Here is a 23,987-nt window from a genome sequence, read left to right on the forward strand (position 1 = left end):
AGCGATAAGCTAGCGGATGGCTGCTTCACAACGGAAAAGCTGGGCGAAGCGAGCATAACAGCATCGAAGCTGGCCTTTGCGAGCGTAGGAAGTGAGGCGCTGGCGGAAGGAACTGTGAAAGCAGAGCATCTATCGGCAGAAAGCGTAACGAGCGATAAGCTAGCGGATGGCTGCTTCACAACGGAAAAGCTGGGCGAAGCGAGCATAACAGCATCGAAGCTGGCCTTTGCGAGCGTAGGAAGTGAGGCGCTGGCGGAAGGAGCTGTGAAAGCAGAGCATCTATCGGCAGAAAGCGTAACGAGCGATAAGCTAGCGGATGGCTGCTTCACAACGGAAAAGCTGGGCGAAGCGAGTGTAACGTCATCGAAGCTGGCCTTTGCGAGCGTAAGCAGTGAGGCGCTGGTAGAAGGAGCCGTGAAGTCGGAGCATCTGTCCACCAACAGCGTAACGAGTGACAAAATTACAGATGGTGCTGTCACCGCCGAGCATCTCGCACCTGCCAGCGTAAAGCTGTCGGCTCTTGCTTTTTCGCCAATCGTTGGACGGAGCGGCAGCATCAGCAAGCAGCAATTTGGGTTATGCCCGTACAGCTTTCCGCCTGAGAAACAGCAGTTAGAGCAGGTTATACTTTTTGATGAACCGTTCGCAAGCAATCAATATGTGTTGACAGCAACGAGCGATCATCCTGCCTGCTATGTATGCATTCAAGTGAAGGAGCCGGGGCATGTCATCCTATCCATTAATCGCCGCTTTTTCAGCGAAGCTTTCACCGGTGCCATCAACTGGATTGCAATCGGGCAATAATGGTTGCTTCGAAATGCTATTAACGATTGCTGATTAGAGTCAATAATTCAACATGGAAAGAGTTCCTCTTGCGCAGGTCGCGAGGGGAGCTTCTTTATTTCTCGGACTGAAACGTGCTGCGCCGCCAGAGGACGGCTTTCGGCCGTTTCACCTTGAATTCTAAGAATTTATAAGTTTCATCCTTATATCCGCTTAGAATTCTAGGGCAAAGCTCTTCGCACGTGCCAGAAGGACGACGAAGTCGTTTTTGCTCGGTTAGCGGCCTACTGCTTTTGATATGGGTGCGGGACAGACATCATGGGAGTTGTACATTTGCCGTTGCGCAGATGATGGAGGTACATACAATGAGGTGTAATTACTAAGCAGCACGATTTTGAACTATAGGCGTATACCGAGGTGAACAAAGCGGATGAAGAAAGCGAAGGGTGCGAAGGGAAAAAAAGCCCGGAATTTCCGTGCTGCGAAAAAGCCGCGTTATGCCCAGGGCGGCATGGCCGCAGACGATTATGCCGGAGAAGCGCAGCCGCTGCAGTCTCCAGTCGTCTCCGTTATTATTCCCGTTATGAATGAACGGGCTACCATTCGAAGGATCATTAGGGAAGCAGCAGGCGTCCATCCTCGGACTGAGGTTATCGTCGTTGCAAACGGCTCGACGGATGGTTCAGCCGAAATCGCCAGGCGTGCGGGAGCGCGAGTGCTCCGCTATGAGAAGGCGCTAGGTCATGATGTTGGACGAAGCATTGGAGCGCGGGCTGCTTTAGGTCAAGTGCTGCTGTTTGTAGATGGAGATATGATCATAAGCACTGCGCAGTTGCGGCATTTTGTCTATGCCGTGCTGCATCGAGGTGTAGATGCCGCTTTAAATGATTATACCGGCCCGGTAGACAAAAACGCTGTGCACAGCGTCGTGCTCGCGAAGCATGCGCTCAATATTGTGCTGGAGCGACCGGAGCTGAAAGGGGCTTCCTTCACAGCGGTCCCCCATGCGATAAGCAGACAGGGTCTATCTTTAATCGGAGCGGAGGCGCTGTGCGTTCCACCGCTTGCCCATGCGAGAGCGATTCGGCTTGGACTGAAGGTTGAGGCGGTGCATACGGTCAATGTTGGCAAAATGAACCGGCGCAGGCCACAGCGCGAACGGCGAAGCCCGCTTGAGCATCTTATTGTTGGGGATCATTTGGAAGCGATCCACTGGCTGATTACACAATCGAATGAACGTGGCGGCTTTGAGGATTACCGTCGCTGCCGCGAGTTTGCGCTTTAAGCTAAGGCTTAAGCGGCATGGAGGTTGAACCGTGAAAGCAGTCATATTGGCAGGAGGAACAGGGACGCGGCTAAGGCCGCTGACCACTTTAATGAACAAGCATATGCTTCCAGTAGGCAAGCATCCCATGATCTTTTATGGCATCGATAAGCTGCATCAGGCAGGCATTCAAGAAATGCTGCTCGTGACAGGACGGCAGTCGATAGGTTTGTTTGCAGAGTATTTAGGAAGCGGCCGTGAGCTAGGTGTCTCGCTGACTTACCGCATTCAGGAGGAAGCAGGCGGCATTGCGGAAGCGCTGGAGCTGGCACGCGATTTTATTCGAAATGATGAGAAGTTTATCGTGCTGCTTGGCGATAATTTGTTCGAGGATAATTTGGCTCCGTATGTAAGGAAATTTGCCCGGCAGCAGGAGGGTGCGATGGTACTGCTCAAGCAGGTGCCAGACCCCCATCGCTATGGCATAGCCGTGTTTCAGGAAGCGGGACAAATCGCTTATATAGATGAAAAACCGGCAGAGCCGCAATCGGATTTATGCGTAACGGGCATTTATATGTACGATTCCAGCGTTTTTGCAGCGATTGATCGGCTGGAGCCATCAGGGCGTGGGGAACTGGAAATTACCGACCTGAACAATATGTATGCGCGGGCGGGAACGCTTGCTTCCCATACGCTTGCAGGATGGTGGACGGATGCGGGAACGTTCGAATCCTTGCATGAAGCCGCAGCGAGGCTGTTGAAGGAGACGGGAGAATGAGGAGAATAGCGGCAAGAAAACGACCCCGCAATACTAGGCAATCCCGCGTACGGCAGCAGGCATCGTATGCGCAGGGTGTCGAGCAAGGCTATCAGGATGGGCGGCAAGCGGGATTTACTAGCTATAATGAGAAGTTTCAAGGAACGAGCATCATTATTCCTAGCTATAATCAGCTCCAGTATTTGAAGATGTGCATTGAAAGCATTATGGACCATACGGATCTTGCCTATGAAATTATCGTCATTGACAACGCTTCGACCGATGGGACGGGGAGCTATTTGGCCCAGCTTGATGGTCAGGTGCGCTACCGGATTTTAAGCGAAAACTTTGGCTTCGCTGGAGCGGTCAACAGAGGCATGATGATGGCTAAAGGCACGATGATGCTTATTTTGAACAATGATACGCTCGTAACCGACAATTGGCTGGACAATATGATGACCTGCTTGAACAGCAATCCGCAAATTGGCATGGTTGGGCCTGTCACGAATTATATCGGCGGCGAGCAGCTGATAGAGGTTCCTTATACGAATGTTGCGGATATGCCAGACTTTGCAAGGCTGAATAATGTGCCGGATCCTAGACGCTGGCAGCAGGTTGATCGGCTGACGGGCTTCTGCCTTCTGCTGAGGCGGGAGCTGTGGGAGAAAATCGGTTATTTTGATGAAGGCTTTGAGATCGGTAATTTTGAAGATGATGACTATAACATTCGGGTGAAGCTGCTAGGGTATTCGCTTGTCATTGCCCGCGATTCGTTTATTCACCATTTTGGCAGCGTCAGCATCAAAGCGCTAGGTGCGCAGCTTGAGGAAGTTAATAACCGAAACCTGCAGCATTATATGAATAAATGGGGCAATCCGCATGAGCTGGTCAGCGTCATGAAGCATCGCTTCGCCGAGCAGCCTGCACTAAAGGCTGAGATCGCTGTGCTTGGGGAAGCAGCCTATTACCCAGACAGCATTGCTGTTACTTCAATAAAAGGTTCAGTGTATTGGATTGAAGGCGGCGTCAGGCGCCCTGTTGAAGGCGAATTTGCTGGAGAAGCCAGTCACATCGGGCAGATTGATATCAGAAGATGGGCAATCGGACCGCCGATTTCAAGCGAGGAAGTTCATGCAAGGCGGCAGCAAATGCTGGTGATGGAAGGCAGCGAGCTTCATGGCAAAATCGTTAGCGGACTTGATGGTTTTCATTATTATATGCAGCAGGGCTTTAAGCGGAAAATGATAACGGAAGCTGCTTATGAAGGCTGGGCGCTTACGGCAAGACCGTCAGTCCAGCTCACAATGGAGCAGCTGCAAGCCATTCCGGAAGGCTTGCCGATTATTCCCGCTGTCAAGCTCCGCCAACAGCTTTAGAATGGTTATCAAGCCACTGTTCGGCGCCAAGTATCACTATGTATCGCCGTGCATATGCTGTAAATAGCTGCACCTATTCAAGTGGCGGCACAGGGCCAAGCCATAGCCCGAAGGAGGATTGTTGGCCATGCAGCATATCGTAACCGAAATTATTGAGCATTTATCCCATTCCAACAGCCAGATGGCACGTGTGCTGGAAGCAAAGCGCCATGTCACGGTACGAATGGCCGAAATTGTGAAAAGCCTCCCTGATCATGGGCCGAATTTGGGCGGCGTGGACGATCTGCTTGGGGAATCGCAAGCGCTGCTGGGCAGCGTAATTGCTTATTTAAACAGCATGGCTGAGCTGCAGGAGACGCTGGCATCTCAGCTGTCTTATACGATAAAAGAGCTGAACCCAGGCGAGGAAGAATGACGAAGCGAAAAGGGGAGCGCATGTCATGGACCGAGAGCAAGCCTATATGCGCATGTTGGGCGCTACAGCCAATATGCAGTGGAACGTGGCGCTAATTCTGGAGGCGAAGGCGGAGGAAGCGGAGAAGGCCCGCAACTGGATATGCAATCATATTCATACGGGCACTTTCTCAGGCGATCAGACGCAGCTTAAGCAGACGCTAGGTGTACATGACCAGATGGTCGAGACGATTGAAGGCATTAACAAAATGAGCCAAGGCATCGTATCCGTGCTCAAAGCCGTATTGCAGAAAGATGGGGAGGAAGGCCATTCCTCCGGCTCGGATTTCCACTTTGGCGGTGGATTCGGAGGCGGGAATTGAGGGAAATGGTGCGCCGCGAGCGCGAGGTTAAATTGGAGGTGCTGGCTTCGATTGCGCGCAGCCAGCTCGCGCTTGCCCGCATTTTGAACAGCGTGGCTGATGTTGCCGAGCTCGCGCCTCAAACTGCCAAGCGAATTGGCGAAAATGTACGACTATTGACGAGCATGCAGGAGCAGTTAGCTGAGAGCGTGACAGGCTGGCCTGTGCGCAGTTACCGGGTAAGGACGGGCAAGCCGCCCGAGCCTTGGCTCCGTAACGAGCTGGGACGAAAGCAGGTGCGGTGGCACCCGCAAGTGAACAGGAGGAATTGGAATTGAGTATAAAAAAACGCGTGTCCGTCCGCAAGCGGGCGACGAAACGCTCCGCCAGCAAAGCTGTATCGCGCCGCTCAAAAAGCACGCGAACACGCAAGGCAACAGGGAAAAAAAGAGGAAGCAGCTCATCGCTGCGCCGCCGCAGGAAGGTGATCAGGAAGCGTGTGATCGGGACGGAGACCTTTAATGAGGGCTTCAACCAGACGTATAATACCGGCTATAATGCAGGTTTTGCGAAAGGCTTTGAAGATGGACATCAGCTCGCGTATGAGCAAACGCCGTAGCGGTCATCTTCGTCATGCTTTAGTGAAAAATGCGGCTATTATTTTAAATTAGCTCGGCCTGCTTGATGGTTTATTCAGCCACCAGGCAGGCCAGGGCTATTTTTAAAATAGAGAGGACAAGCTGTGTTCGTATCACGATATGGCAAAAATCTTGGCGGAAACAGCAGGTTAAACGCCAATTTTTGCGATGCAGGGATAAGTGCCGCTTAGCCTTGCTGCTTATTGTCATATACATAATGAAAGCGTGTTGTGCAGCGATTGAAAACGAAGCAAGGCGGTGCAGCAAATGATGGCCAGAAAAGATAATTCCCGCAAGCAAGTCAGGCAAAGTGGGTATGAAACCGGCTTTCATACCGGCTGGCGAGACGGGGCTTGCGAAGCGGTAAGCGGACTTTTGCCCCCGCCGGAGCTGACGCCCGTTCCGCTGCGAATGCTCTATATTCCGCAAGGTTTTGAGGCAATTGACGCAGGCCTTATTGAGGCGCTGCAGACGAGTGTAAGCGAGCTTCATGTCGGAAGCGCAGAACAGCTTGCCGAGCAAGCGGCAGCCATTTCCCCCGACATCGTGCTTGTGATGAATGGGCTGCATACTTTTCCAGCCAATCATCTGCAGCAGATCGCCGCGGTCAGGCAGCAGGGCATCCGCACAGCGGTATGGTTTGTAGATGATCCTTACATGACGGAGAAGACGGCTATAGCGGCGCCGCATTATGATGTGGTGCTAACGCATGAGCTTGGGACACTTGAGTTGTATCGCAGTGCAGGGTGCGCAAATGTGCATTATTTGCCACTGGCGGTGCATACCGGCTTGTATCGGCCGCAGCGAACGGATTCAGCTTTTGCCAGCGATGTTTGCTTCATAGGGCAAGGATTTTGGAACCGGATTGGTCTCCTTGATGCCATTAGCGAGCGGCTGCTGGCTAAGAGGCGCAAAATCTTTTTGTCCGGAGGGCTATGGGAGCGTTTATCGGCCTATAAGCGGCTGCAGCCGTTTATCCATACCGACTGGTTAAGCGCAAAGCAGACAATCCCCTATTATAACAGCGCCAAAATCGTCATTAACATGCATCGCACAACAGAGATAGGCTCAGACAATTTTAATACTTTTCAAAGCCCAGGGCTTTCTATTAATCCGCGAACCTATGAAATCGCCGCTTGCGGCGCCTTTCAGCTAACGGATATTCGTGAGGATTTGCCGCATTATTACATCTTAGGTCAGGAAATTGAAACATTTCAGCATGCGGAGGAGCTTGCGGAAAAAATCGATTTTTATTTGGAAAATGAGGAAGCGCGCAGCCGGATCGCAGTGAATGGGCTGCGCCGCACGCTGCGGGACCATACATTCAGATCGCGTGCTGTGCAGCTATTGCAGCTTATTATGAAGGAGGAGGAGCCCAATGGCTAAACGATCGGTTTTGCGAAAAAGAGAGCGGCCGCCTACTGAAGTGGAACTAGGGAGAGCCGCAGGCTACCATGCTGGTTGGGGGGACGGTTATTGGTTTGGCCAATGCGAGTCGGTTATTAGCCGTATTCCCCCAGTAGCAGGAGTATGGCCTGTACATGTCATGTATGTGTCTACGGGAAAGGGATTTCCTTATTCGCCGCTTGATGAAGCGGTTGCCGCCACGTTAACGGGAATGGTAGCCCAGCTAACTGTCGTGCAAACGGGGGAGCCTGTAGCAGAAGTCGCTGCGCGGTTGCGGCCGGATTACGTGATTGTACTGGATGGGCTGCAGTTTGATGTAGCGCAGATTGATGCTATGCGGGCTTTGGATATTCGGACTGCCATATGGTTTACAGATGATCCTTATTATGCGGATATTACAACAACGCTTGCCCCGCACTATGACACCGTGTTTACGCTTGATCGAAATAGCGTGGCGCTTTATCAGCAGCTAGGCTGTGCCAATGTGCATCATTTGCCGTTCTGCGTTATGCCTGCCCAATTCAGGCCGATGAACCCGCAGCGCAGCAAACGCAAGGAAATCAGCTTCATCGGCTCAGGCTACATGAATAGAGTGCACTATTTTAATGAGGTAGCCTCTTATTTAGCTTCCAAGGATACACTCATATCGGGAATATGGTGGGATCGGCTGGAAAAGTTCGATATGCTTAAATCTAAAATCAATCTGGGAGACTGGCTGAGCCCGCAGGATACGGCGCTTGCTTATAATGCTTCAAAAATTGTCATCAACATGCATCGAGCTCACGATGATGCCTTATTCAATAGCAACAGTCTTGGCGTAGCAGCTTCCTCTCCAAATCCTCGAACGTTTGAAATTTCGGCCTGCGCCGTGCTCCAGCTAACGGATGTGCGGGAGGATTTGGCTTCCTTTTACACACCTGGTGTGGAAATTGTTACGTATGAATCTCCGCAGGAAATGGTGGAAAAGCTGGACTATTATTTGAATCATGAAAATGAACGCAAGGAAATTGCGATTCGCGGCATGCATCGCACGCTGAGCGAGCATACTTATGCCCATAGGCTGCATGCGATGCTGTCCATATTATTTGCTTAATGAGGCTTGGGGCAAGCTGCTTTGGCTGCGGCGGCTTAAATGGACCAGCGCATAATAACGCCAGATTGCGTAAGTCCGCCGCCAAAGCCGTACAACAGCAGCAGATGACCGGGCTGCACTCTGCCGTCTTTGACGGCTGCATCAAGCGCAAGCGGAATGGAAGCGGCAGAGGTGTTGCCATAATGCTCAATGCTGGACAGCGCCTGCTGCGCTTCAAATCCGATACGCTCGCATAAAGCATCAATTATACGCTGATTAGCATTGTGCGGAACGAACCAATCAATCGTCTGAGCGGTGTAGCCGCTGCCGTCTAGCAGCTCTTGAACGCCTGCTGCTACGCGGCTTAATGCCCAGCGGTACACTTCCCGGCCGTTTTGGACGAGCATGCTGTTCTGGGAAAGCTCGAAGCTGCCGATGTGCGGCGCCAGGCTGCTGCGGTATACATGATGGCCCTGCTCGCCATCGGTGCTTGCATTCGAAGCAAGTATGTCGCCAGCAGAAAGTGTTGAATCAGAGTTAGTCGTGCTAATATCTACTCCTACTCCCGTATCGGTCGTTTCAACGAGCATGGCACCTGCGCCATCGCCGAATAAAATGCAGGTCGTCCGGTCTGTATAATCAGTAGCACGTGAGAGGGTTTCGGTGCCAATAATTAAAATTTTGCGGCATAGCTTGGAGAGCAATAGGCCGTTTGCCATTTGCAGGGCGGAAGTGAAGCCGGCGCATGCGGCTTGCAAATCAGCATTTCCGCAGCCTTTCATCCCGAATGCGGCCTGCACTCGTGAGGCTACACTAGGGACGAAAGTATCCGGTGTAGAGGTCGCGACAATGATGTAGTCGACATCATGAACGTTTTTTTCATATCTATGGATCAAATCGCGAACGGCTTCAATGGCCAAATCGCTTGCATATTGCCTTTCTCCCGCAATACGGCGTTCGCGAATGCCTGTGCGTTGAAAAATCCATTCATCCGAAGTATCTACGAGCTTCTCCAAATCTTGATTGCTTAAAATGCGTTCAGGTACATAAGTGCCGATAGCCGTTACTGCTGCATGGGAATGAACGAGAGTGGAAATAGTCATTGAAAACAACTCCTTCACAATTTAGTACCAGATGCTAATACCTGATAATAAATTACTCCTCCCCATACAATTTGTCAAGTCCCATTCGTGCATAGTCTGAATCCCGGACGCCCATCCTAATAGCGGGTCATGAGGCCTGTAAACAACAACAAGGGAGGAATACGGCACATGCGTAAAACGAATTTTCTTGCTGTCTTGTCCGCAGGCGCCTTGCTTAGTGCTATGCTGACAGGCTGTGCAGCCAATCAAGGGGATTTAGGTAATAAGAACATTCGCACCAAAATGGTAAGGGAAGATGCAAATGGAAACAAAATGTTAAAGGATCGTTTTGCCAACGATCATATGAATGAGAAAAACTACGTAAACGGCAAAAGCATTCGTGGCAACAATATTGTAGGGAGTCATAAAAATTATAAAATGGAAATGAGCGAAGAAATTGCGAAGCGCATTGCCAATAAGCATAATGTTAGATCAGCAAATGTATTGTTGACCGATAACAATGCCTATGTGGCCGTATCCTTTGAGGACAACCTAAATAATGGCGATAAAAAGCTGATGAGCCGCACAAACTCCAGCTATATGGGCCGAGACGGCTCCAATTACCAACGCCGCATGAATACGATGAGCACAGGCGAAAACGCGCTGACCTCACAAATTAAAGCCGACATCGCCAAGGAAGTCAGAAAGGTGAAGCCAGGTGTGGACAATGTGTACGTATCGGCAAACCCGGATTTTGTCGGCCGAATGACCAGCTATATGACAGATGTCCGCAATGGCCATCCGATCCAAGGCTTCTTGGTTGAATTTAATGCCATGGCGGAGCGTCTGTTCCCGGCCAACGCTAACAAAATTGAAACGCGTAGTTATGATGGCAACATGAACTATCGCAGCATGACCGACCGTACAGACCGCGATAATTACACGAATGCGCACAGAAGCAGTCCGATGATTTACGACTAACGTTTAGTGAAAAATAGGGCATGAAGCATTCAGCGTGATTCACGCTAAAGCATTTAAATGATAGCAGCAGCCGGCGCATTAGAGCCGGCTGCTTTTGTTTGTGTTCAGTTAATTTGTCTTTTCTGCATCACTATTATTTGCTATAATAATTCTAAATTTTAGGAGGTGTCTTTCTTGACCCATTCCATGCGTTTACGTTAATTTAAGGTGCATATGTCATAGTCAAAATGAATGAAGGAGACTATATCCATGCAGCTTAAATGGCAAAAAACGTTCGCGATTATTTTCAGCGGACAAATCTTTTCCATATTGACGAGTTCGATGGTACAATTTTCGGTTATTTGGCATCTGACGCAAACGACCGGGTCCGCTTCGGTTTTAATGATTGCGGGCTTGGCTGGATTTTTGCCACAGGCAATTTTAGGGCCTTTTATTGGCGTATGGCTGGATCGCTGGAACCGTAAATTGACGATGATTATAGCCGATAGTGCAATTGCCTTTTTTAGTTTGATTTTAGGCTTGTATTTCTTTTTTGGCGAGCCGAGTCTAGCGTTTGTATACGTTATTTTAATGGTTCGCTCTGCTGCCTCTGCATTCCATGCGCCTGCTTTTCAAGCTGCGATCCCATTAATGGCACCTGAGGATCAGTTGACGCGTGTGGCGGGCTGGCAGCAGATGGTTTATTCCTTTTCCAGTGTAATCGGACCGGCGCTTGGCATAGCTGTTTATTCAGCAACATCGCTGGGAGCGGTGCTGTTCCTTGATGTGGCAGGGGCATTAATTGCCAATGTCATGCTATTGTTTGTTAGGATTCATCAGCCAAAGCCCGAGACAACACAAGCGCCATCCTTTTTCAAGGAGTTTAAGCTGGGCTGGGATGCTTTCATTAAAGTAAAGCCAATTGTCGTGATTACGATAGCTACAGCTATTTTCAGCATCGTATTTATGCCTTTGGCGACATTGTTTCCTTTCATGACGTTGTCTCATTTCGGGCGTGGGGGATACAGTGCAAGCCTCGTTGAAGCGATTTTTGGCATTGGCATGATTGCGGGTGGTGTACTGCTTTCGGTAGTCGCTTCAAAATGGAAGGACATTACGTATATGAGTCTGAGCTTGGCCATGATTGGTCTGACCTGTGTGCTGAGCGGTGTGATCAGCAAGGAGGCTTTTGTGCTGTTCGTGATCGTATCTTTCTTTATGGGAGCGGCAGCACCTTTCTTCAATGGGCCTTATATGGCCATGATTCAAAGGGCGTTTGAGCCTTCAATGCTGGGACGCGTTATTTCGCTCGTCACAAGCGTGATGATGCTCTCATCCCCGATTGGGCTAGCATTAGCAGGACCTATTGTCGATAAGTATGGTGTACAGGTGTGGTTTTTTTGGTCGGGTATAGTCATTATTTTGGCTAGTATTGTTATATTTGCTTTGTTCCAGCGCATGAAGGCGGAATTGCCGGAGGTTTCGGAGGGGGAGAGAGGAATTTAGAAAGAAGCAGCTAAGAGAGTAGGATAGATTGAAAGTGGAGTAGAGGTTGCCTTGAGTGTAGGGCAATCTCTTTTTAAGGTGCTGAACTTAATGTTTGATTTTTGCATCTCCAATGTGATGTGGTTTCACACGCGCACATCATTAATTTTCTAGATGACTTGATATCGAAGTATTGTTGGTAGTTTAGTAAACGTTTATCGCTTATATTTCAAGTGGCAGATATTCATTGATAATGGTTTTTAAAGCAATATGATGAACCTGTTTTTCAATTCCAATTTCCTACCAATCTCAGCAATATGGTATAATAATCACAACATACCAAAGCGAGGTGATGCCAATGAAATGGGAAGAGATTGCTGATTCACTTCCGGAACGTTTTGTTTTGGTGGAAGCGATTAAAGCTAGCTCTAACAACCGAATTCGCAAACTTCAAGATATGGCGATCATTCAGGATTATGATAACCCCAAGGAAGCGTGGGACGGTTATAAACATTTTCACAAACAATATCCAATGCGTGAATTATATGTATTTCATACTAGCCGGACTGATGTGGAAGAGGTTGAAGAGTTTTTCACAGGAATAAGGCAGCGTTCATGAAGATTCAACTTATAAATGGTCTGCCCATTGTATCCTTGGCTTTGAAGCATCAAGATCAATCTATCACCTTGTCTAATGTTTTATTCGATTCAGGATGTGCTGCAACTGTATTTGATACGGATGTGCTTTCTCAAATTGGAATTCACATTGATTTTATGAATGGGAAAGCCAAGCGGATGTATGGGGTGGGCGGAACAAGCGAAATCTGCTACGAGCAGACCATTCCTGATTTGAAAATAGAGCATATTCCCTTGGATTCATTTCCTGTCCAGCTTGGGTCGATTCAGGAAACGTACGGTTTTGATGGCATCTTAGGAATTGATTTTATGATAAAAGCAAAGCTCAAAGCTGACTTTGGAACGATGCAGATTCATCATTAAGCTTGAGCTATTACTACTACAATTGGATGAACAGCAACAAGCAGAAGTCATAAGGACAAGCTGCTTGCTGCTGTTTTTTTAATCACAAAAAAATAAAGACAGCATAGCGCACTATGCTGCCTCGCGAAATACCATAAATGGTAACAACCTATTAGCAAATGGCTTTTGCCAAAGCAATGAAGAAGGGAGAGCCGTGAATTAAATCTGCAGCTCCCCGAGCTTGATTAGCTCGACAACCGCTTGCGAACGACCTTTAACGTTTAATTTTTGCATCACATTAGAGATATGGTTGCGGACGGTCTTCTCGCTAATGAACAGCTGTTGCGCAATATCTCGTGTTGTTTTGTCTTGGACTAGAAGCTCGAATACCTCGCGTTCACGATGTGTCAGTAAAAACTTGCTCTTATGGTCGCTACCTTTCACCTTTTCAGTCACCCCTCCTTGCTTGGGTTTTTATGGTTTAACAAGGTTAAGGGATACAGTCAAAATATAGTATGAATGACGGGTGCCAATGGTGCTGTTGGCGGAGAAAATGGGCGCAATCGGCGAATTTTATGGTATGATAGATGAAAAAATTAACCAATTGACGCCGGAGCTGTTCCACTGAACGCTTGCGGTGTTATTCAGGCATGGGAGGAACGAATGAGTAAAATCTTTTTATTTTTCTTCTTGACTTGGCTTACGGGAAATCCGTTTATTGCGATTATCGTACTGCTGCTTATTTTGTATGCGCTGGATCGCCGATTTGTCGGCTTGACGCCAAGCTTTGTACGGCCTTTGCGCAGATCGAGCCAGCTTAGGAAGCTAAGACGTCATGTTGATATGGCGCCTAACGATGTGTCCTCCAAACAGGAAATCGCGAGAATTTTAATCGAGAAGAAAAAATATAACGAAGCGCTAGGCTGGCTTTCTCCAATGGAGCATACGCTTGAGGATTCCGCTGAATATTGGGATGATCTAGGCCTTTGCTTGCTGCAGGCGAGGCAGATGGAGCGCGGCGAAGAGGCCATTAAACGGGCGCTTGCGCTAAACGAACGGGTGAAATACGGCGCACCGTATTTGCGTTTGGCTGCGCTGTATGCAGGCAAAGATGCAACCCAGGCTATTTACTATATTGAAGCGTTTCAGCGCATTCAATCGTCTTCCTGTGAGGCCTATGAACGTCTGGCGGGCATATATAAGGCGATGGGCAAGGAACAGGATGCGAAAGAGGCAATCGAGGAAGGATTGCGCATTTATCGAACGCTGCCGAAATACAAAAAACGCGGAGAGCGTAAATGGGCGCTTCGCCTATGGTTCAGAAGATGGAGCAAGTAATGGAAAAGATTACAAGGCAGCGTATGAAAAACGTTTATTGTCGTTTGCCTAAAAATCGTACATAATCTAGTTAATAGCGTAGAAGATAGAGGAGCAATACATGCAGCGGAATATATGGTTTATGGCGATTTCACTTATTGTAGTCATTATTTTATTGAACAACACAGCTTATTATTTTTTAACGAAAGAATCCTTGGAGGATGCACTGAATCGGGAAGTTGCCGCCGTAGCCAGGCAAATTGAATTTTCAGTGGAGCAATCGCGGTTAGGGGCGGAGCGTTATCAGGATTTAATCGGCGATGAGCTTCGGGTCGTATCGATTGCTGCCCAATATGCCCTTGATCCCGACGTTGATAAAGTCACGAACGAGCAGCTTGTGGAGCTAAGCGAGAAGCTTGGCGTCAATCATATTACGCTGCTCAAGCGCGTGAAGGACGATATTTTACTGTATAAATCGTCCGATGAGACGCAGCTTGGCAAAAGCACGAAATCATGGGATCCTTGGTTTGTCGTGTTTAACCAGCTGTTCGATCAGCGAAATGTGAAAATCGACTGGCTAGGCAAATCGCTGCCCAACTTTTGGAGCGGTCCCTTCGAGGTGGCTTCTACCGACCCAGGCAGCATTTATAAATGGGGCTATTATTTTGACGGGACGACGAATTACATAACCGATCCTTATGTCAGCTACACGAAGCTGGCGGAATATGAGGAGCTGACGGGTGTAGATTCGTTGATTAAGAAGACCATTGAAAGCAATAAGGCGCTGCTTGAGGTCACGGTGCTTAATCCGGAGACGTTTGCGAAAGGGCCCTTCGAGACGGTTCACCCGAACGGCGACGTGCAGGAGCATATTTTGCAGCAGCCGATCTTGTATGGCAGCTACAATTATGTTGCGGACGGCGACGTAGCTAACGTATCGAAGGCCTTCAATACGAAACAAAGAGTAACTGTGGATGAAGTAGTGGGTGGCAAGCATGTTTTCAAAATGTTCATTCCCGTCTTTACCGAAGACAAAGGACTGAATATTGTAGATGAGAACGGCGTGCCTATGGACAGCTATGTGCTGACGCTGGTATCCGATTATCAGGTTATTCGCGACCAGATGTCTACGCAGCTGTTGAATATTGCCATCATCATTGTTCTTGTAACAGCACTAAGTCTGGTGACGGCAGGTGTCGTGATGAACTATTACCGCCGTTCCCGCGAAAATGCGGTGCAGGTCACCCAGCAAACGTACGTCGATGAAATCAATCAGATGTTTCAATCGATTCGGGCTCAGCGACATGATTTTCTTAATCATGTGCAGACCATTCATTCGCTTGCGGAATTAAACAAGCACCAGGAGCTCATTGCCTATACGAAGGAGCTGACGGGTGAAATTCGGCAAATGAACGACATTATTAATATTGGCAATCCCGCGATTGCCGCGCTCATTCGCTCGAAAACATCGCAGGCTGAAAGCTACCGCATTATGTTTGAGTGCACCTTTACGAGCTTTGACAAGCTGGAAATGGGCGTCAAGACGCTCGATTTGAATCGTATACTTGGCAATCTCATTGACAATGCTTTTGATGAGACGATGAGATATCCGGAGAGCATGCGAGTAGTGGAACTGCAAGGCTTGCAGCGAAATGGCATGCTTGAGTTCACGATTACGAATACTTGCGAGGACGCCGAGAAGGTGGCGGCGATGCCGCTCTTCCAATCGGGCTATTCCACGAAGGATCAGCAGGATCACCAAGGGCTGGGCTTGTCCATTGTGAAGTCGATTGTAGACAAATATAAAGGTACCATACACATTTATGCTGATGGACCTGACCGTCTGACCTTTTTTATCACGATTCCTCATAAAATATAATCGTTTTGCGGCGCAGCAGCTCCTGCTTTCTTTATGAAAGCCGGGAGCTGCTTTATTTTATAAATAAGCCACTTATAAGAGTATTTGGAGCGAAACGGGGGATATGCTAACAGTGAAAAATAAGCGCTTGAAAATACATAGATATCTATGTATAATCGTATTATGATAAAACATAACGCCTTATCATTAGTTGCTAAAATTCGAGATAAAGCGAATAAGCTGATTGTCAGTGAGCTGGAAGCAAATCAGATTACAGGAATTGTGCCTTCCCATGGTGATATACTCATGTTTCTCTATCGGGAGAAGCAGCCGCTGTCTGTCAAGGCATTAGCGGAGAAAATCCATCGCACGCAGCCGACGACCACCGTGCTCATCAACAAGCTGGAGCAGCTTGGCTTTGTAGATCGGACAAAGGACGAGAAAGACAGCCGCGTATCGCTGATCCATTTGACCGAGAAGGGCCGGGGACTGGAACCGATTTTTGTAGCTATTTCCCAGCAGGTTAATGACACGATTTATGGCAGCTTAAGCGAAGAACAGAGCTTGCAGCTAGAGCAGCTGTTGGAGCAAGTACACACCCAGTTTTAAAAAAATATAATGATTATTTAGGAGGATTTCCCCATGAAACATCTTATCGTATTTGCCCATCCGAATGAAGATAGCTACAACCGTGCCATTTTGAACACAGCGGTGCAAAGCTTGAAGGCAGAAGGCCATGAAGTAACGGTGCGTGACCTGTATGAGCTGAAGTTTCAGCCGGTGCTGACGTCGGAAGACACAGCAGCCATGCGTGCTGGCCAGACGCCGGAAGATATTTTGACAGAGCAGAAGTACCTTACTGAAGCTGATGCGGTTACTTTTATTTATCCGATTTGGTGGACGGGTCTTCCTGCTATTTTGAAAGGCTATGTTGATCGCGTATTTGCATACGGCTACGCTTATGCTTACGGAGAAACTGGCATTGACAAGCTGCTTACCGGCAAAAAAGGCTTCATCATTAACACGCACGGCACGCCAAGTGAAATTTATGATCAAATCGGTATGACCGCTGGCATGAAAATCACTTCCGATACAGGCATTTTTGATTTTGTCGGCATTGAGTCCGTTGGACATTTGTTCTTTGGCAGCATTGGCCAAATCGGCGAAGCTGAGCTGAAGGCGAACCTGCAGCAAGTGGAGCAGACGGTTAAAACGGTATTTCAGGGTTAATGAATGGTAGTGAGTATTACCTAAAGGCCTCTGGCACGACTGCTGATTAAGCAGCTCGGCTGGAGGTTTTTTTTATAAGCAGCTTTCTGAAAATTCGTTCGCAAAATCGAAACATTTATAAAATTGTAATTGATGAATCTGCTTAAACTGGTGTTTAAAGATGCAATTAAGACAACAGCATCTGTTACGGTCAAAACAACTGCTAAAAATATTACGACCAAATTAACCTAACATTCCATGGTAAGAGCTGTCGAACGCAACGTTACTAGTGCCGCACTGGATAATTTACTAAGTGAAATTTCCTCAGGTATTAAATTTGTACAGAAATATGACGATCTTGATTTTGACTCTCGTGTCATGTACGATCCTAACAACAAACTGGTTGTTATTTTAGAAAAAAATAGTAATACAGTCATTTCAACGTACACTGAAACAGGTAATGCCATCGAAACAAGGATCTCTAACGGGAGATTGAAAAAGGCAACATGGTTGTTTAAGTAAGGAGGAATCCGTGGATGAAAGATGTACTTAGGGATGAACAAGAACAAGGGACATGGATTGAGCTTCGTTTTTTGAGTCATGATGCCGAGCCTGACGAGGGAAGCTGGCTATTTGTTGCGTTTGGTCGTCATGGCAAAACGGAGCGAGAAAGTCGTTTTGGCTGGACGAATAGAGTCGTACATGCATTTATACATTTGCTAAAACATTTTCCAGAAGAGAAATATAACAGTTATTTTCTGCATATTGAGGAAGATTTTTTTCTGCGATGGGTGTATGAACGGGCTACAGACTGCTATTTGTTGATTTTTGAATATCAGGGTCAGCTTTTCCCTCTAAAAACGTCAAAGAGTGCTCTGTTAAATTGGGCAGAAGGGCTGGAACTGAGCTTGCTGGAAGCTTCTTCAAAATAGGGATTGGAAAATATACGCTGATTGAAACAGCTATATAAATTAAAACAAGGCAATTCTCCGGCATTGAATTCGGGGTGTTGCCTTGTTTTTTTCTGTTCGGCAAATTCCTACTCTCAGCATCCTCGATTGGAATAGCTGCCTTGTCTAAATGAGATTAAATGGCTAACTGAAGCTGATGAGGGCTTGCAGCTTTTCACAGATGTTGGTTGTCTCTTCGCGCTAGGGCTATAGACTTCTCGGAAAGTCGTCTTCTCATGTGTTATAATGGAAAGAATGTTACTTGAGCGGAAGGAAGCGGGTGAACAAAGCTTTGACTAGAAATGACGGTCAGCTATTGAAGCTGTTAGAGGGCAATATCAGGGAGCATATGCAGCAGGTTATTGTCGAGCGCGGCTGGGAATATTTTCGTAAAGGCAATGTTCGAAAAGTAGAGGTGCACGATCAGCATTTGCTGACAGGCGTCGTTGCAGGGTCGGAGCTATATGCGGTAAGCATTGATGTGATGGATTATGCCTATAGCAGATGTACGTGTCCATATGGCGGTTTCTGTAAGCATATGGCAGCTGTATTTTTTGCTTTTTGCGACCATAACCAGGCGCTGCATGGTACGCCGGAGTCTGCGTATCGCCGCCTGACTGGGCTTCAGCCGGAGCCTGCGCCGCGGGCGGCTGTCGTTGTGGAGCAGCGGGGAAAAACAGCCTCCACCCCAGGCATGGATGCGTCTCCAGCAGATTGGCAGGCGTGGATGGAGCAGGAGTATGGCGATTCATGGCGCGTATGCCGCCACTCGCTGCATTCCTTGCAGCCCGTGCTGTCTGCACTTAAAGGCACATCCAAGGAATGGGATAAAAAAAAGCAGCGGCTGCACTGGATGAATGTCATTTTATTCGTGCTGGATCAGGCAGAGCAAGCAATTAAAGCGGTAGATTCATTCAGCCGCTATTATCACGAAATGTCGTTCGTCCGTATGGCTGAGCCATGGCTGGAGCATTATTATACGCTCGTACTGGAGCTGGCCCCTGCCGAAATGCTGGAGGACGAACGTGACTGGGCGGATGCGGTTGTTGGATATGCCTATAACCGGGCTCTGCGGAAGGAGCAGCAGCTATTCGACTGGCCTTATATTTATTTGGCGCTGTGCGGGAAGATGTCGGAAAATCGGGAATGGCAGCAGCGCGAGCTGGCCTCAATGCTTGCATCGGCAGGTGAGCAGACAGAAACTGCTGATGAGCAAATAAATGACACGTTTATTCATACGGCGATTGCAATGATGTATTTTTTTGATGGGCAGGATGAGGAAGCTTTGGCCCATTTCGGAGAAACGGATTTTCGCGGTTCGCAAAAAATGGTCTATACATGCGCTGCTCAGCGGCTGGAAGAAGGAGCTTGGGAGCCGTTTGAGGCTTGGATGACCTATCTTTACAAGCATATTTATGCGATTCGAAGCGGAAGGACGGTGGGACCGTTCCTGACCTTATGCCGCCGTGCAGATACGGATCAACCGGATAATTTGAAATGGACGTCCTATATGACGTCACTGCTGCCGCATTCTTATTCGGAGCTTACGGATCACTGGTTTGCGCAGAAAAAATACGAGGAATGGGCTGAGCTGCAAATGCTGATTGGCGCCTTGCCCGATGATTTGCCGATTCAGGATGTACGCGAGGTGTCAAAGGTGAATCCGCGCGTCATGATGCCGCTCTATCATCAGGCGATCGACAGCTGGATCAGCTCGCGCAATCGCCAAGGCTACCGGATGGCGGTGAAGCAGCTTAAAAAGCTGGAGCGTATTTATAAAGCCGAGAAGGAAATGGACAGATGGCAGGTTTATATTACGGGCATCGGTCGTAAATACCAGCGGCTGCGCGCGTTCCAAGAGGAGCTGTGGAAAGGAAAAATTGTGACATGAGAGCATCTATTGGCACTGGAATTTTAACGATGGACGCCTGTTGGTTGAAGGCGGAGAGCGGCGAATACCGGATTGCTCTGCTTGCTGGCGACCAGCAGGAGTCGGCGACGCGTCTGCGTTCCGTGCTATTCGCTTGGCACAAAGCATCCTGGTACGGCACGGAAGTGGAGGACGCCCAGCATGGCGATCGCAAAGCCTTGCTGCTGTCGCCGCTGCTGGCAGTTGATTATTTGTCGCAGCCTAAATATGCACGGTTGCTGCAGGTGGAGTGGACGGAAAGGGCGCAGCGGCTGAGAGAGCTAGCTTCCCTGATCCGGGAGGTGCTTCTGCAAGGCTGGTTTATGCCAGATTGGGGCGGCTGGTCGGAGGAGCAGCGAGCGTGGAAGCTGAATGTGCCGGATACAGAAGCAGGCGTCAAGGCAGGCGCGCTGTGGGAGCGGCTTATTCAGGAAGCGGGAGCTGCGGGAGATGTTGAGCTGCAGCACTGGCTAAGCCTCGCGGTAGAGGAGGTTTTGCAGCAGCCGGAAAGCTTGGCTGCGGAAGCATGGCAGAAGGTCGGCACAGCTGCTGGAGGCGAAATCGTCGTTCTGCGCAAAGCAGCCGAGGAGGAAGATTGGCTGATTGCGCTTGGGCTGCGGAAAGATTCGCTGCCGTTCAGGGTGGCTTTGCAGCTCGTTGAGCCGGGCGAGCAGCCGCAGTGGACGCTGCGGCCGGCTCTGCAAAGCCGCAGCGGAGGCGGAGAGTGGCTGCCGCTCGTGCGCAGCGCTGCAGGAGAGTGGGAGCTGGCTGCGGACGGAGAGCCTGAAAGGCAGCCGCCGTGGAAGGCGGAGCTGGATAGTTCGGTGCCCACTGAGGCGAGACTGCCCGAAGAGTGGCTGCCCTTGCTGCCAGCGAAGCTTGCGAAAGAGGAAGCGAAGTGGGTTAGCGCTTTGCCAGATTGGCAGGAGCCTGAGACGGCTGGCCAAATTAAGCTTCAGCTGTCGGACAATGAAGCATGGAGCTTCATGGAATCGGCAAGCTTGACGCTGCTGGAAGCAGGCTGTCCCGTGCTGCTGCCGAGCTGGTGGGAAGCTGTTAGATCGCGCAAGCTGCGTTTGAAGGCGAAGGTGAAATCATCGGTTGGCTCGGATGCGCAGCCAATGTTCGGTCTCGACCAAATCGTGCAATTCGATTGGAAAATGGCGCTCGGCAATGTCGATTTGTCGGAGGCGGAGTTTATGCGCCTGGCCGAGGAAAACCGGCGCCTAATGAAGATTGGCGGCGAATGGGTGCATCTAGATCCGCAGGATGTGGCGCAGATCCGCAGCTGGGTTTCGAAAATTGGCAAGAAGAGCGGCTTGTCCTTCCGCGATGTGATGGAAATGCACCTGTTGGGCGGAGCTGTACTGGAGGATGAGGAGGAGCAGGCACACGACCTGCGGGCCGAAGTAGAGCTCAATGAGCATCTGACCAGATGGCTGGAGCAGCTTCAGCATACGTCGGAAATTCCGCTTATCGAAAAGCCGAAGGCTTTCCTTGGGGAGCTTCGTCCTTACCAGCTGCAAGGGGTTTCTTGGCTGTTGTTTTTGCGGAGGTTCGGCTTTGGCGGCTGTCTGGCAGACGATATGGGTCTGGGAAAGACGATTCAGTTCATGGCCTATCTCGTTTACGTGAAGGAACAGCGCGAGGAGCAGCTTAAGCTGGGAAATTCCCCGGCGCTCGCTCATGCGCCTTCGCTGCTTGTATGCCCGACTTCCGTTATCGGCAACTGGGAGAAGGAGCTGGAGAAATTTGCTCCGCAGCTTAAGGTTCATCTTCATTACGGCCCTAAGCGGGAGAAGGGGGAAGCATTCGAGGACGCAGTCCGTGACATGGATCTGGTTATTACCTCGTATTCACTGGCCCAATTGGATGAAGAAGACTTAGGTGTAGTAGCCTGGGATGCATTATGCTTGGATGAGGCGCAAAATATAAAAAATATTTACACGAAGCAGTCGGCGGCCATTCGCAAGCTGCCTGCCCGCCACCGAGTGGCGCTGACAGGCACACCGATGGAAAACCGGTTGACGGAGCTGTGGTCCATCTATGATTTTATCAATCCCGGCTATTTGGGCGGGGTGAACGAGTTCCGCAAGGAGGTAGTCGCTCCAATCGAGCGGACGCGGGATGAGAAAATGATTGCAGGCTTGCAGCGCTGGGTGAAGCCGTTCATGCTTCGCCGCATTAAGAAAGACCCGGCCATTCAGTTATCGTTGCCAGAGAAATTCGAAGGCAAGACGTATATTACACTTACGGCAGAGCAGGGCGCGATGTATGAAAATATTGTCTCGGACCTGCTGGAGAAGCTCGATACGTTAGGAGCGATGCAGCGGCGCGGTCTTATTCTGGCTTCCTTGACCCGGCTTAAGCAGCTTTGCAATCATCCCGGCTTGATGGAAGGGGATAATGGCGGAGCGAAGCAGTGGGAGGAAGTACGTTCGAACAAGGTCGCCCGCCTGATGGATATGGTGGAGGAGGTCGCTGCCGAAGGGGAGCGCTGCCTGATTTTTACCCAATTCGTTGAGATGGGCCATCAGCTCAAGAAGCTGCTGGAAGAGCGGCTGGGCACGAGCGTTCCTTATTTGCACGGCGGAGTGCCGAAAACAAAGCGCGACGAGATGATCGAAGGCTTTCAAAATCCCGAGCAGCCTTGCAGCGCTTTCGTTCTATCGCTTAAAGCAGGCGGAACGGGACTTAATCTTACAGCGGCCAATCATGTGTTTCATTTTGACCGTTGGTGGAATCCGGCAGTGGAAAATCAAGCGACGGACCGTGCCTTCCGAATTGGGCAGACGCGCGAGGTGCAGGTTCATAAGTTCATTACGCTAGGCACGCTTGAGGAGAAAATCGATGAGATGATTGAACGCAAGCAGTCATTGAATGACCAAGTCGTCGGCCAGTCTGAGCAGTGGATTACCGAGCTGTCGACAGACGAGCTGAAAGAGCTGTTTGAGCTGCGGAAAAACTGGCTGAAAGGGTGAGTGCCAGATGGCAGAAGAGAAGCTGAGAGACCAGCTAACGAAAGTAATGGCCCAGCGCCGCAAACGAAGCGGCGAAGGGACAGTCGAGACCGAAGAAGGCCAGGGTCAGGCAACGGCTCAGGTGCTGGGGGCGGCAGCTAGCGAAGCATGGGATACAGCTTCAAATGCAGTTGGAGGAGACGCGCCAAACGGAGCGCTACGTGCCAAGGAGCATGAGGAGCTTAGCCCTATGCAGCCATTAGCCGATCAGCTAACGCCATTGCCTGAGGCTAGTTCAGCTGAACAACCGAGTGAAGAATGGAAAGCTTTCTATGAAGCCGTTAGTACTTATGTTTCAAAGATGCGTGACTGAGCTAAGGTTGTTTAGCGGAAAAGAAAAATGGAAGAAAGGACGGGATTTATTCCGTCCTTTCTTCCATTTCAGGTATGGAGCAGCCAGGATGAATACGCTTGGATAAGTGTATCCAGCACGACACAGCCTAGCCTAGCCCTGCTTAGCTTCAGTCAGACAGCTCATCAAGCGTCATGCCGAGGCTTGGCGCCATATGGGTGAGAAACCATTCAACCTCGGGCATATTTAATGCAGCCAGCGCTTGCTCAGTTTGACCCCGTGCCACGAGAAATTCGCGATTGCCTGCCGATAGTTCATAGAGGCATTTCAAGTAAGCGTCAAGCAAATCAGCGGCTTTCACCATCGATTGAAGCGTCTGTTCCTCAGGAGAAAGGCTGCCGTGGTGCTTGCCCAGCAGCGGGGTATAGGTTTTCTGCATCGGCTCAGGAACCATGGCAAGCAGCCGCTCAGCGGCGAGCGCTTCAAGCTCGCGAAAGCTGGCGAGCATTTTAGGATTATGATGCTTGACCGGCGTAGGAATGTCGCCGGTAAACACCTCCGTCGCATCGTGGAACAAAGCGAGCGTCACCGCGCGATCAGCATTATATTGCTTTTCAAAAAGCGAATTGCCGATTTCGCAAAGCATATGCACGAGCAGGGCAACATGGAAGGAATGCTCGGCGACGTTTTCCTTGGTCGTATTGCGCATGAGGCTCCAGCGCTCAATATAGTTGAGGCGGTACATGTAAGCAAAAAAATGACTATCCATAAGATGCGGACTCCTTTGTGCGATAAAATGGAGATGAAAGCAAGAGACGCTTGCTGTTCTATGCTATTATAAAGGCTGAATGCAAGTGCAGCTAGGCTGCCCTCAG

Annotated in this window: 25 protein-coding genes; 22 read left to right on the forward strand and 3 right to left on the reverse strand. The window is 49.5% G+C overall.

The features are described from left to right. The 10 genes from AC50YG_RS12730 to AC50YG_RS12775 form a co-directional block, all read left to right on the forward strand. A partial coding sequence (locus tag AC50YG_RS12730; protein ID WP_494827195.1) for a WIAG-tail domain occupies window positions 1-804 on the forward strand: 804 nt, incomplete at its 5' end. A 409-nt stretch (window positions 805-1,213) separates the two neighbouring features. Continuing rightward, window positions 1,214-2,068 carry a glycosyltransferase family 2 protein gene (locus AC50YG_RS12735; RefSeq protein WP_473755337.1) on the forward strand — a complete coding sequence of 285 codons (855 nt, stop codon included), beginning with the start codon at window positions 1,214-1,216 and terminating at the stop codon, window positions 2,066-2,068. A 31-nt stretch (window positions 2,069-2,099) separates the two neighbouring features. Further along, window positions 2,100-2,825 (forward strand): sugar phosphate nucleotidyltransferase, encoded by a 726-nt coding sequence (locus tag AC50YG_RS12740; RefSeq protein WP_473755336.1) that lies wholly within the window; start codon window positions 2,100-2,102, stop codon window positions 2,823-2,825. After that, on the forward strand, window positions 2,822-4,180 hold the full coding sequence (locus AC50YG_RS12745; RefSeq protein WP_494827197.1) for a glycosyltransferase family 2 protein: 1,359 nt from the start codon (window positions 2,822-2,824) through the stop codon (window positions 4,178-4,180). The genes AC50YG_RS12740 and AC50YG_RS12745 overlap by 4 nt, the downstream gene beginning before the upstream one ends. Before the next feature lie 127 nt (window positions 4,181-4,307). Continuing rightward, window positions 4,308-4,595: a nucleoside-diphosphate sugar epimerase gene (locus AC50YG_RS12750; RefSeq protein ID WP_338552280.1), complete on the forward strand. Its 288-nt coding sequence runs from the start codon at window positions 4,308-4,310 to the stop codon at window positions 4,593-4,595. Between the two features lie 25 nt (window positions 4,596-4,620). Next, a complete protein-coding gene (locus tag AC50YG_RS12755) occupies window positions 4,621-4,956 on the forward strand; it encodes an alpha-helical endospore appendage domain-containing protein (protein ID WP_473755334.1) in 336 nt (111 codons plus the stop codon). Then, on the forward strand, window positions 4,953-5,273 hold the full coding sequence (locus AC50YG_RS12760; protein WP_494827199.1) for a hypothetical protein: 321 nt from the start codon (window positions 4,953-4,955) through the stop codon (window positions 5,271-5,273). The genes AC50YG_RS12755 and AC50YG_RS12760 overlap by 4 nt, the downstream gene beginning before the upstream one ends. Then, window positions 5,270-5,554 (forward strand): hypothetical protein, encoded by a 285-nt coding sequence (locus AC50YG_RS12765; RefSeq protein WP_473755331.1) that lies wholly within the window; start codon window positions 5,270-5,272, stop codon window positions 5,552-5,554. Before AC50YG_RS12760 ends, AC50YG_RS12765 begins: the two co-directional genes overlap by 4 nt. A gap of 286 nt (window positions 5,555-5,840) precedes the next feature. Then, window positions 5,841-6,959 carry a CgeB family protein gene (locus AC50YG_RS12770; protein WP_494827200.1) on the forward strand — a complete coding sequence of 373 codons (1,119 nt, stop codon included), beginning with the start codon at window positions 5,841-5,843 and terminating at the stop codon, window positions 6,957-6,959. Next, complete coding sequence (locus AC50YG_RS12775; RefSeq protein WP_494827201.1) at window positions 6,952-8,073, forward strand: CgeB family protein; 1,122 nt, start codon at window positions 6,952-6,954, stop codon at window positions 8,071-8,073. Before AC50YG_RS12770 ends, AC50YG_RS12775 begins: the two co-directional genes overlap by 8 nt. Before the next feature lie 35 nt (window positions 8,074-8,108). Here the strand turns inward: AC50YG_RS12775 and AC50YG_RS12780 are convergent, their stop codons facing one another. Next, window positions 8,109-9,155 carry a ketoacyl-ACP synthase III gene (locus AC50YG_RS12780; protein WP_473755328.1) on the reverse strand — a complete coding sequence of 349 codons (1,047 nt, stop codon included), beginning with the start codon at window positions 9,153-9,155 and terminating at the stop codon, window positions 8,109-8,111. A 168-nt stretch (window positions 9,156-9,323) separates the two neighbouring features. On the opposite strand from AC50YG_RS12780, the gene AC50YG_RS12785 reads away from it, so the two are divergent. The 4 genes from AC50YG_RS12785 to AC50YG_RS12800 all read left to right on the forward strand — a co-directional run bounded on the left by AC50YG_RS12785 (window position 9,324) and on the right by AC50YG_RS12800 (window position 12,578). After that, window positions 9,324-10,115 carry a YhcN/YlaJ family sporulation lipoprotein gene (locus AC50YG_RS12785; protein WP_494827203.1) on the forward strand — a complete coding sequence of 264 codons (792 nt, stop codon included), beginning with the start codon at window positions 9,324-9,326 and terminating at the stop codon, window positions 10,113-10,115. A 249-nt stretch (window positions 10,116-10,364) separates the two neighbouring features. After that, window positions 10,365-11,600, forward strand: a complete 1,236-nt coding sequence (locus AC50YG_RS12790; protein WP_494827205.1) for an MFS transporter — start codon at window positions 10,365-10,367, stop codon at window positions 11,598-11,600. 337 nt (window positions 11,601-11,937) lie between these two features. Then, a complete protein-coding gene (locus AC50YG_RS12795) occupies window positions 11,938-12,198 on the forward strand; it encodes a hypothetical protein (protein ID WP_494827207.1) in 261 nt (86 codons plus the stop codon). Further along, a complete protein-coding gene (locus tag AC50YG_RS12800) occupies window positions 12,195-12,578 on the forward strand; it encodes an aspartyl protease family protein (protein ID WP_494827208.1) in 384 nt (127 codons plus the stop codon). The genes AC50YG_RS12795 and AC50YG_RS12800 overlap by 4 nt, the downstream gene beginning before the upstream one ends. A gap of 198 nt (window positions 12,579-12,776) precedes the next feature. Here AC50YG_RS12800 and AC50YG_RS12805 read toward each other — a convergent pair whose 3' ends face one another. Next, entirely contained in the window at window positions 12,777-13,001 is a 225-nt protein-coding gene (locus AC50YG_RS12805; protein ID WP_006040330.1) for a helix-turn-helix domain-containing protein, read from the reverse strand. 219 nt (window positions 13,002-13,220) lie between these two features. On the opposite strand from AC50YG_RS12805, the gene AC50YG_RS12810 reads away from it, so the two are divergent. The 8 genes from AC50YG_RS12810 to AC50YG_RS12845 all read left to right on the forward strand — a co-directional run bounded on the left by AC50YG_RS12810 (window position 13,221) and on the right by AC50YG_RS12845 (window position 23,133). Continuing rightward, window positions 13,221-13,895, forward strand: a complete 675-nt coding sequence (locus tag AC50YG_RS12810; protein ID WP_494827211.1) for a tetratricopeptide repeat protein — start codon at window positions 13,221-13,223, stop codon at window positions 13,893-13,895. 100 nt (window positions 13,896-13,995) lie between these two features. After that, window positions 13,996-15,753, forward strand: a complete 1,758-nt coding sequence (locus tag AC50YG_RS12815) for a sensor histidine kinase (protein WP_494827213.1) — start codon at window positions 13,996-13,998, stop codon at window positions 15,751-15,753. A gap of 162 nt (window positions 15,754-15,915) precedes the next feature. Then, window positions 15,916-16,341, forward strand: a complete 426-nt coding sequence (locus AC50YG_RS12820; protein ID WP_494827215.1) for a MarR family winged helix-turn-helix transcriptional regulator — start codon at window positions 15,916-15,918, stop codon at window positions 16,339-16,341. A gap of 33 nt (window positions 16,342-16,374) precedes the next feature. Then, window positions 16,375-16,962: an NAD(P)H-dependent oxidoreductase gene (locus AC50YG_RS12825; protein WP_494827217.1), complete on the forward strand. Its 588-nt coding sequence runs from the start codon at window positions 16,375-16,377 to the stop codon at window positions 16,960-16,962. 515 nt (window positions 16,963-17,477) lie between these two features. Next, window positions 17,478-17,873, forward strand: coding sequence for a hypothetical protein (locus tag AC50YG_RS12830; protein WP_494827219.1), 396 nt, complete (start codon window positions 17,478-17,480; stop codon window positions 17,871-17,873). 298 nt (window positions 17,874-18,171) lie between these two features. Continuing rightward, window positions 18,172-19,782 carry an SWIM zinc finger family protein gene (locus tag AC50YG_RS12835; RefSeq protein WP_494827220.1) on the forward strand — a complete coding sequence of 537 codons (1,611 nt, stop codon included), beginning with the start codon at window positions 18,172-18,174 and terminating at the stop codon, window positions 19,780-19,782. After that, window positions 19,779-22,781: an SNF2-related protein gene (locus AC50YG_RS12840; RefSeq protein ID WP_494827222.1), complete on the forward strand. Its 3,003-nt coding sequence runs from the start codon at window positions 19,779-19,781 to the stop codon at window positions 22,779-22,781. Before AC50YG_RS12835 ends, AC50YG_RS12840 begins: the two co-directional genes overlap by 4 nt. 7 nt (window positions 22,782-22,788) lie before the next feature. After that, window positions 22,789-23,133, forward strand: a complete 345-nt coding sequence (locus tag AC50YG_RS12845; protein WP_494827224.1) for a hypothetical protein — start codon at window positions 22,789-22,791, stop codon at window positions 23,131-23,133. 148 nt (window positions 23,134-23,281) lie between these two features. Here the strand turns inward: AC50YG_RS12845 and yfbR are convergent, their stop codons facing one another. Next, entirely contained in the window at window positions 23,282-23,881 is a 600-nt protein-coding gene (gene yfbR, locus AC50YG_RS12850) for a 5'-deoxynucleotidase (protein ID WP_494827226.1), read from the reverse strand. Window positions 23,882-23,987: the final 106 nt, after the last annotated feature.

The sequence above is a fragment of the Paenibacillus sp. J31R34 genome, assembly GCF_059383715.1.

Bases quoted from the DNA above. Each gene is read 5' to 3' on its own strand.
- AC50YG_RS12830 (WP_494827219.1), top strand. From the start codon at position 17,478: ATGAAAGATGTACTTAGGGATGAACAAGAACAAGGGACATGGATTGAG.
- AC50YG_RS12790 (WP_494827205.1), top strand. From the start codon at position 10,365: ATGCAGCTTAAATGGCAAAAAACGTTCGCGATTATTTTCAGCGGACAA.
- AC50YG_RS12775 (WP_494827201.1), top strand. From the start codon at position 6,952: ATGGCTAAACGATCGGTTTTGCGAAAAAGAGAGCGGCCGCCTACTGAA.
- AC50YG_RS12840 (WP_494827222.1), top strand. From the start codon at position 19,779: ATGAGAGCATCTATTGGCACTGGAATTTTAACGATGGACGCCTGTTGG.
- AC50YG_RS12795 (WP_494827207.1), top strand. From the start codon at position 11,938: ATGAAATGGGAAGAGATTGCTGATTCACTTCCGGAACGTTTTGTTTTG.
- AC50YG_RS12745 (WP_494827197.1), top strand. From the start codon at position 2,822: ATGAGGAGAATAGCGGCAAGAAAACGACCCCGCAATACTAGGCAATCC.
- AC50YG_RS12785 (WP_494827203.1), top strand. From the start codon at position 9,324: ATGCGTAAAACGAATTTTCTTGCTGTCTTGTCCGCAGGCGCCTTGCTT.
- AC50YG_RS12800 (WP_494827208.1), top strand. From the start codon at position 12,195: ATGAAGATTCAACTTATAAATGGTCTGCCCATTGTATCCTTGGCTTTG.
- AC50YG_RS12845 (WP_494827224.1), top strand. From the start codon at position 22,789: ATGGCAGAAGAGAAGCTGAGAGACCAGCTAACGAAAGTAATGGCCCAG.
- AC50YG_RS12780 (WP_473755328.1), bottom strand. From the start codon at position 9,155: ATGACTATTTCCACTCTCGTTCATTCCCATGCAGCAGTAACGGCTATC.
- AC50YG_RS12825 (WP_494827217.1), top strand. From the start codon at position 16,375: ATGAAACATCTTATCGTATTTGCCCATCCGAATGAAGATAGCTACAAC.
- AC50YG_RS12750 (WP_338552280.1), top strand. From the start codon at position 4,308: ATGCAGCATATCGTAACCGAAATTATTGAGCATTTATCCCATTCCAAC.
- yfbR (WP_494827226.1), bottom strand. From the start codon at position 23,881: ATGGATAGTCATTTTTTTGCTTACATGTACCGCCTCAACTATATTGAG.
- AC50YG_RS12815 (WP_494827213.1), top strand. From the start codon at position 13,996: ATGCAGCGGAATATATGGTTTATGGCGATTTCACTTATTGTAGTCATT.
- AC50YG_RS12770 (WP_494827200.1), top strand. From the start codon at position 5,841: ATGATGGCCAGAAAAGATAATTCCCGCAAGCAAGTCAGGCAAAGTGGG.
- AC50YG_RS12735 (WP_473755337.1), top strand. From the start codon at position 1,214: ATGAAGAAAGCGAAGGGTGCGAAGGGAAAAAAAGCCCGGAATTTCCGT.
- AC50YG_RS12820 (WP_494827215.1), top strand. From the start codon at position 15,916: ATGATAAAACATAACGCCTTATCATTAGTTGCTAAAATTCGAGATAAA.
- AC50YG_RS12755 (WP_473755334.1), top strand. From the start codon at position 4,621: ATGGACCGAGAGCAAGCCTATATGCGCATGTTGGGCGCTACAGCCAAT.
- AC50YG_RS12810 (WP_494827211.1), top strand. From the start codon at position 13,221: ATGAGTAAAATCTTTTTATTTTTCTTCTTGACTTGGCTTACGGGAAAT.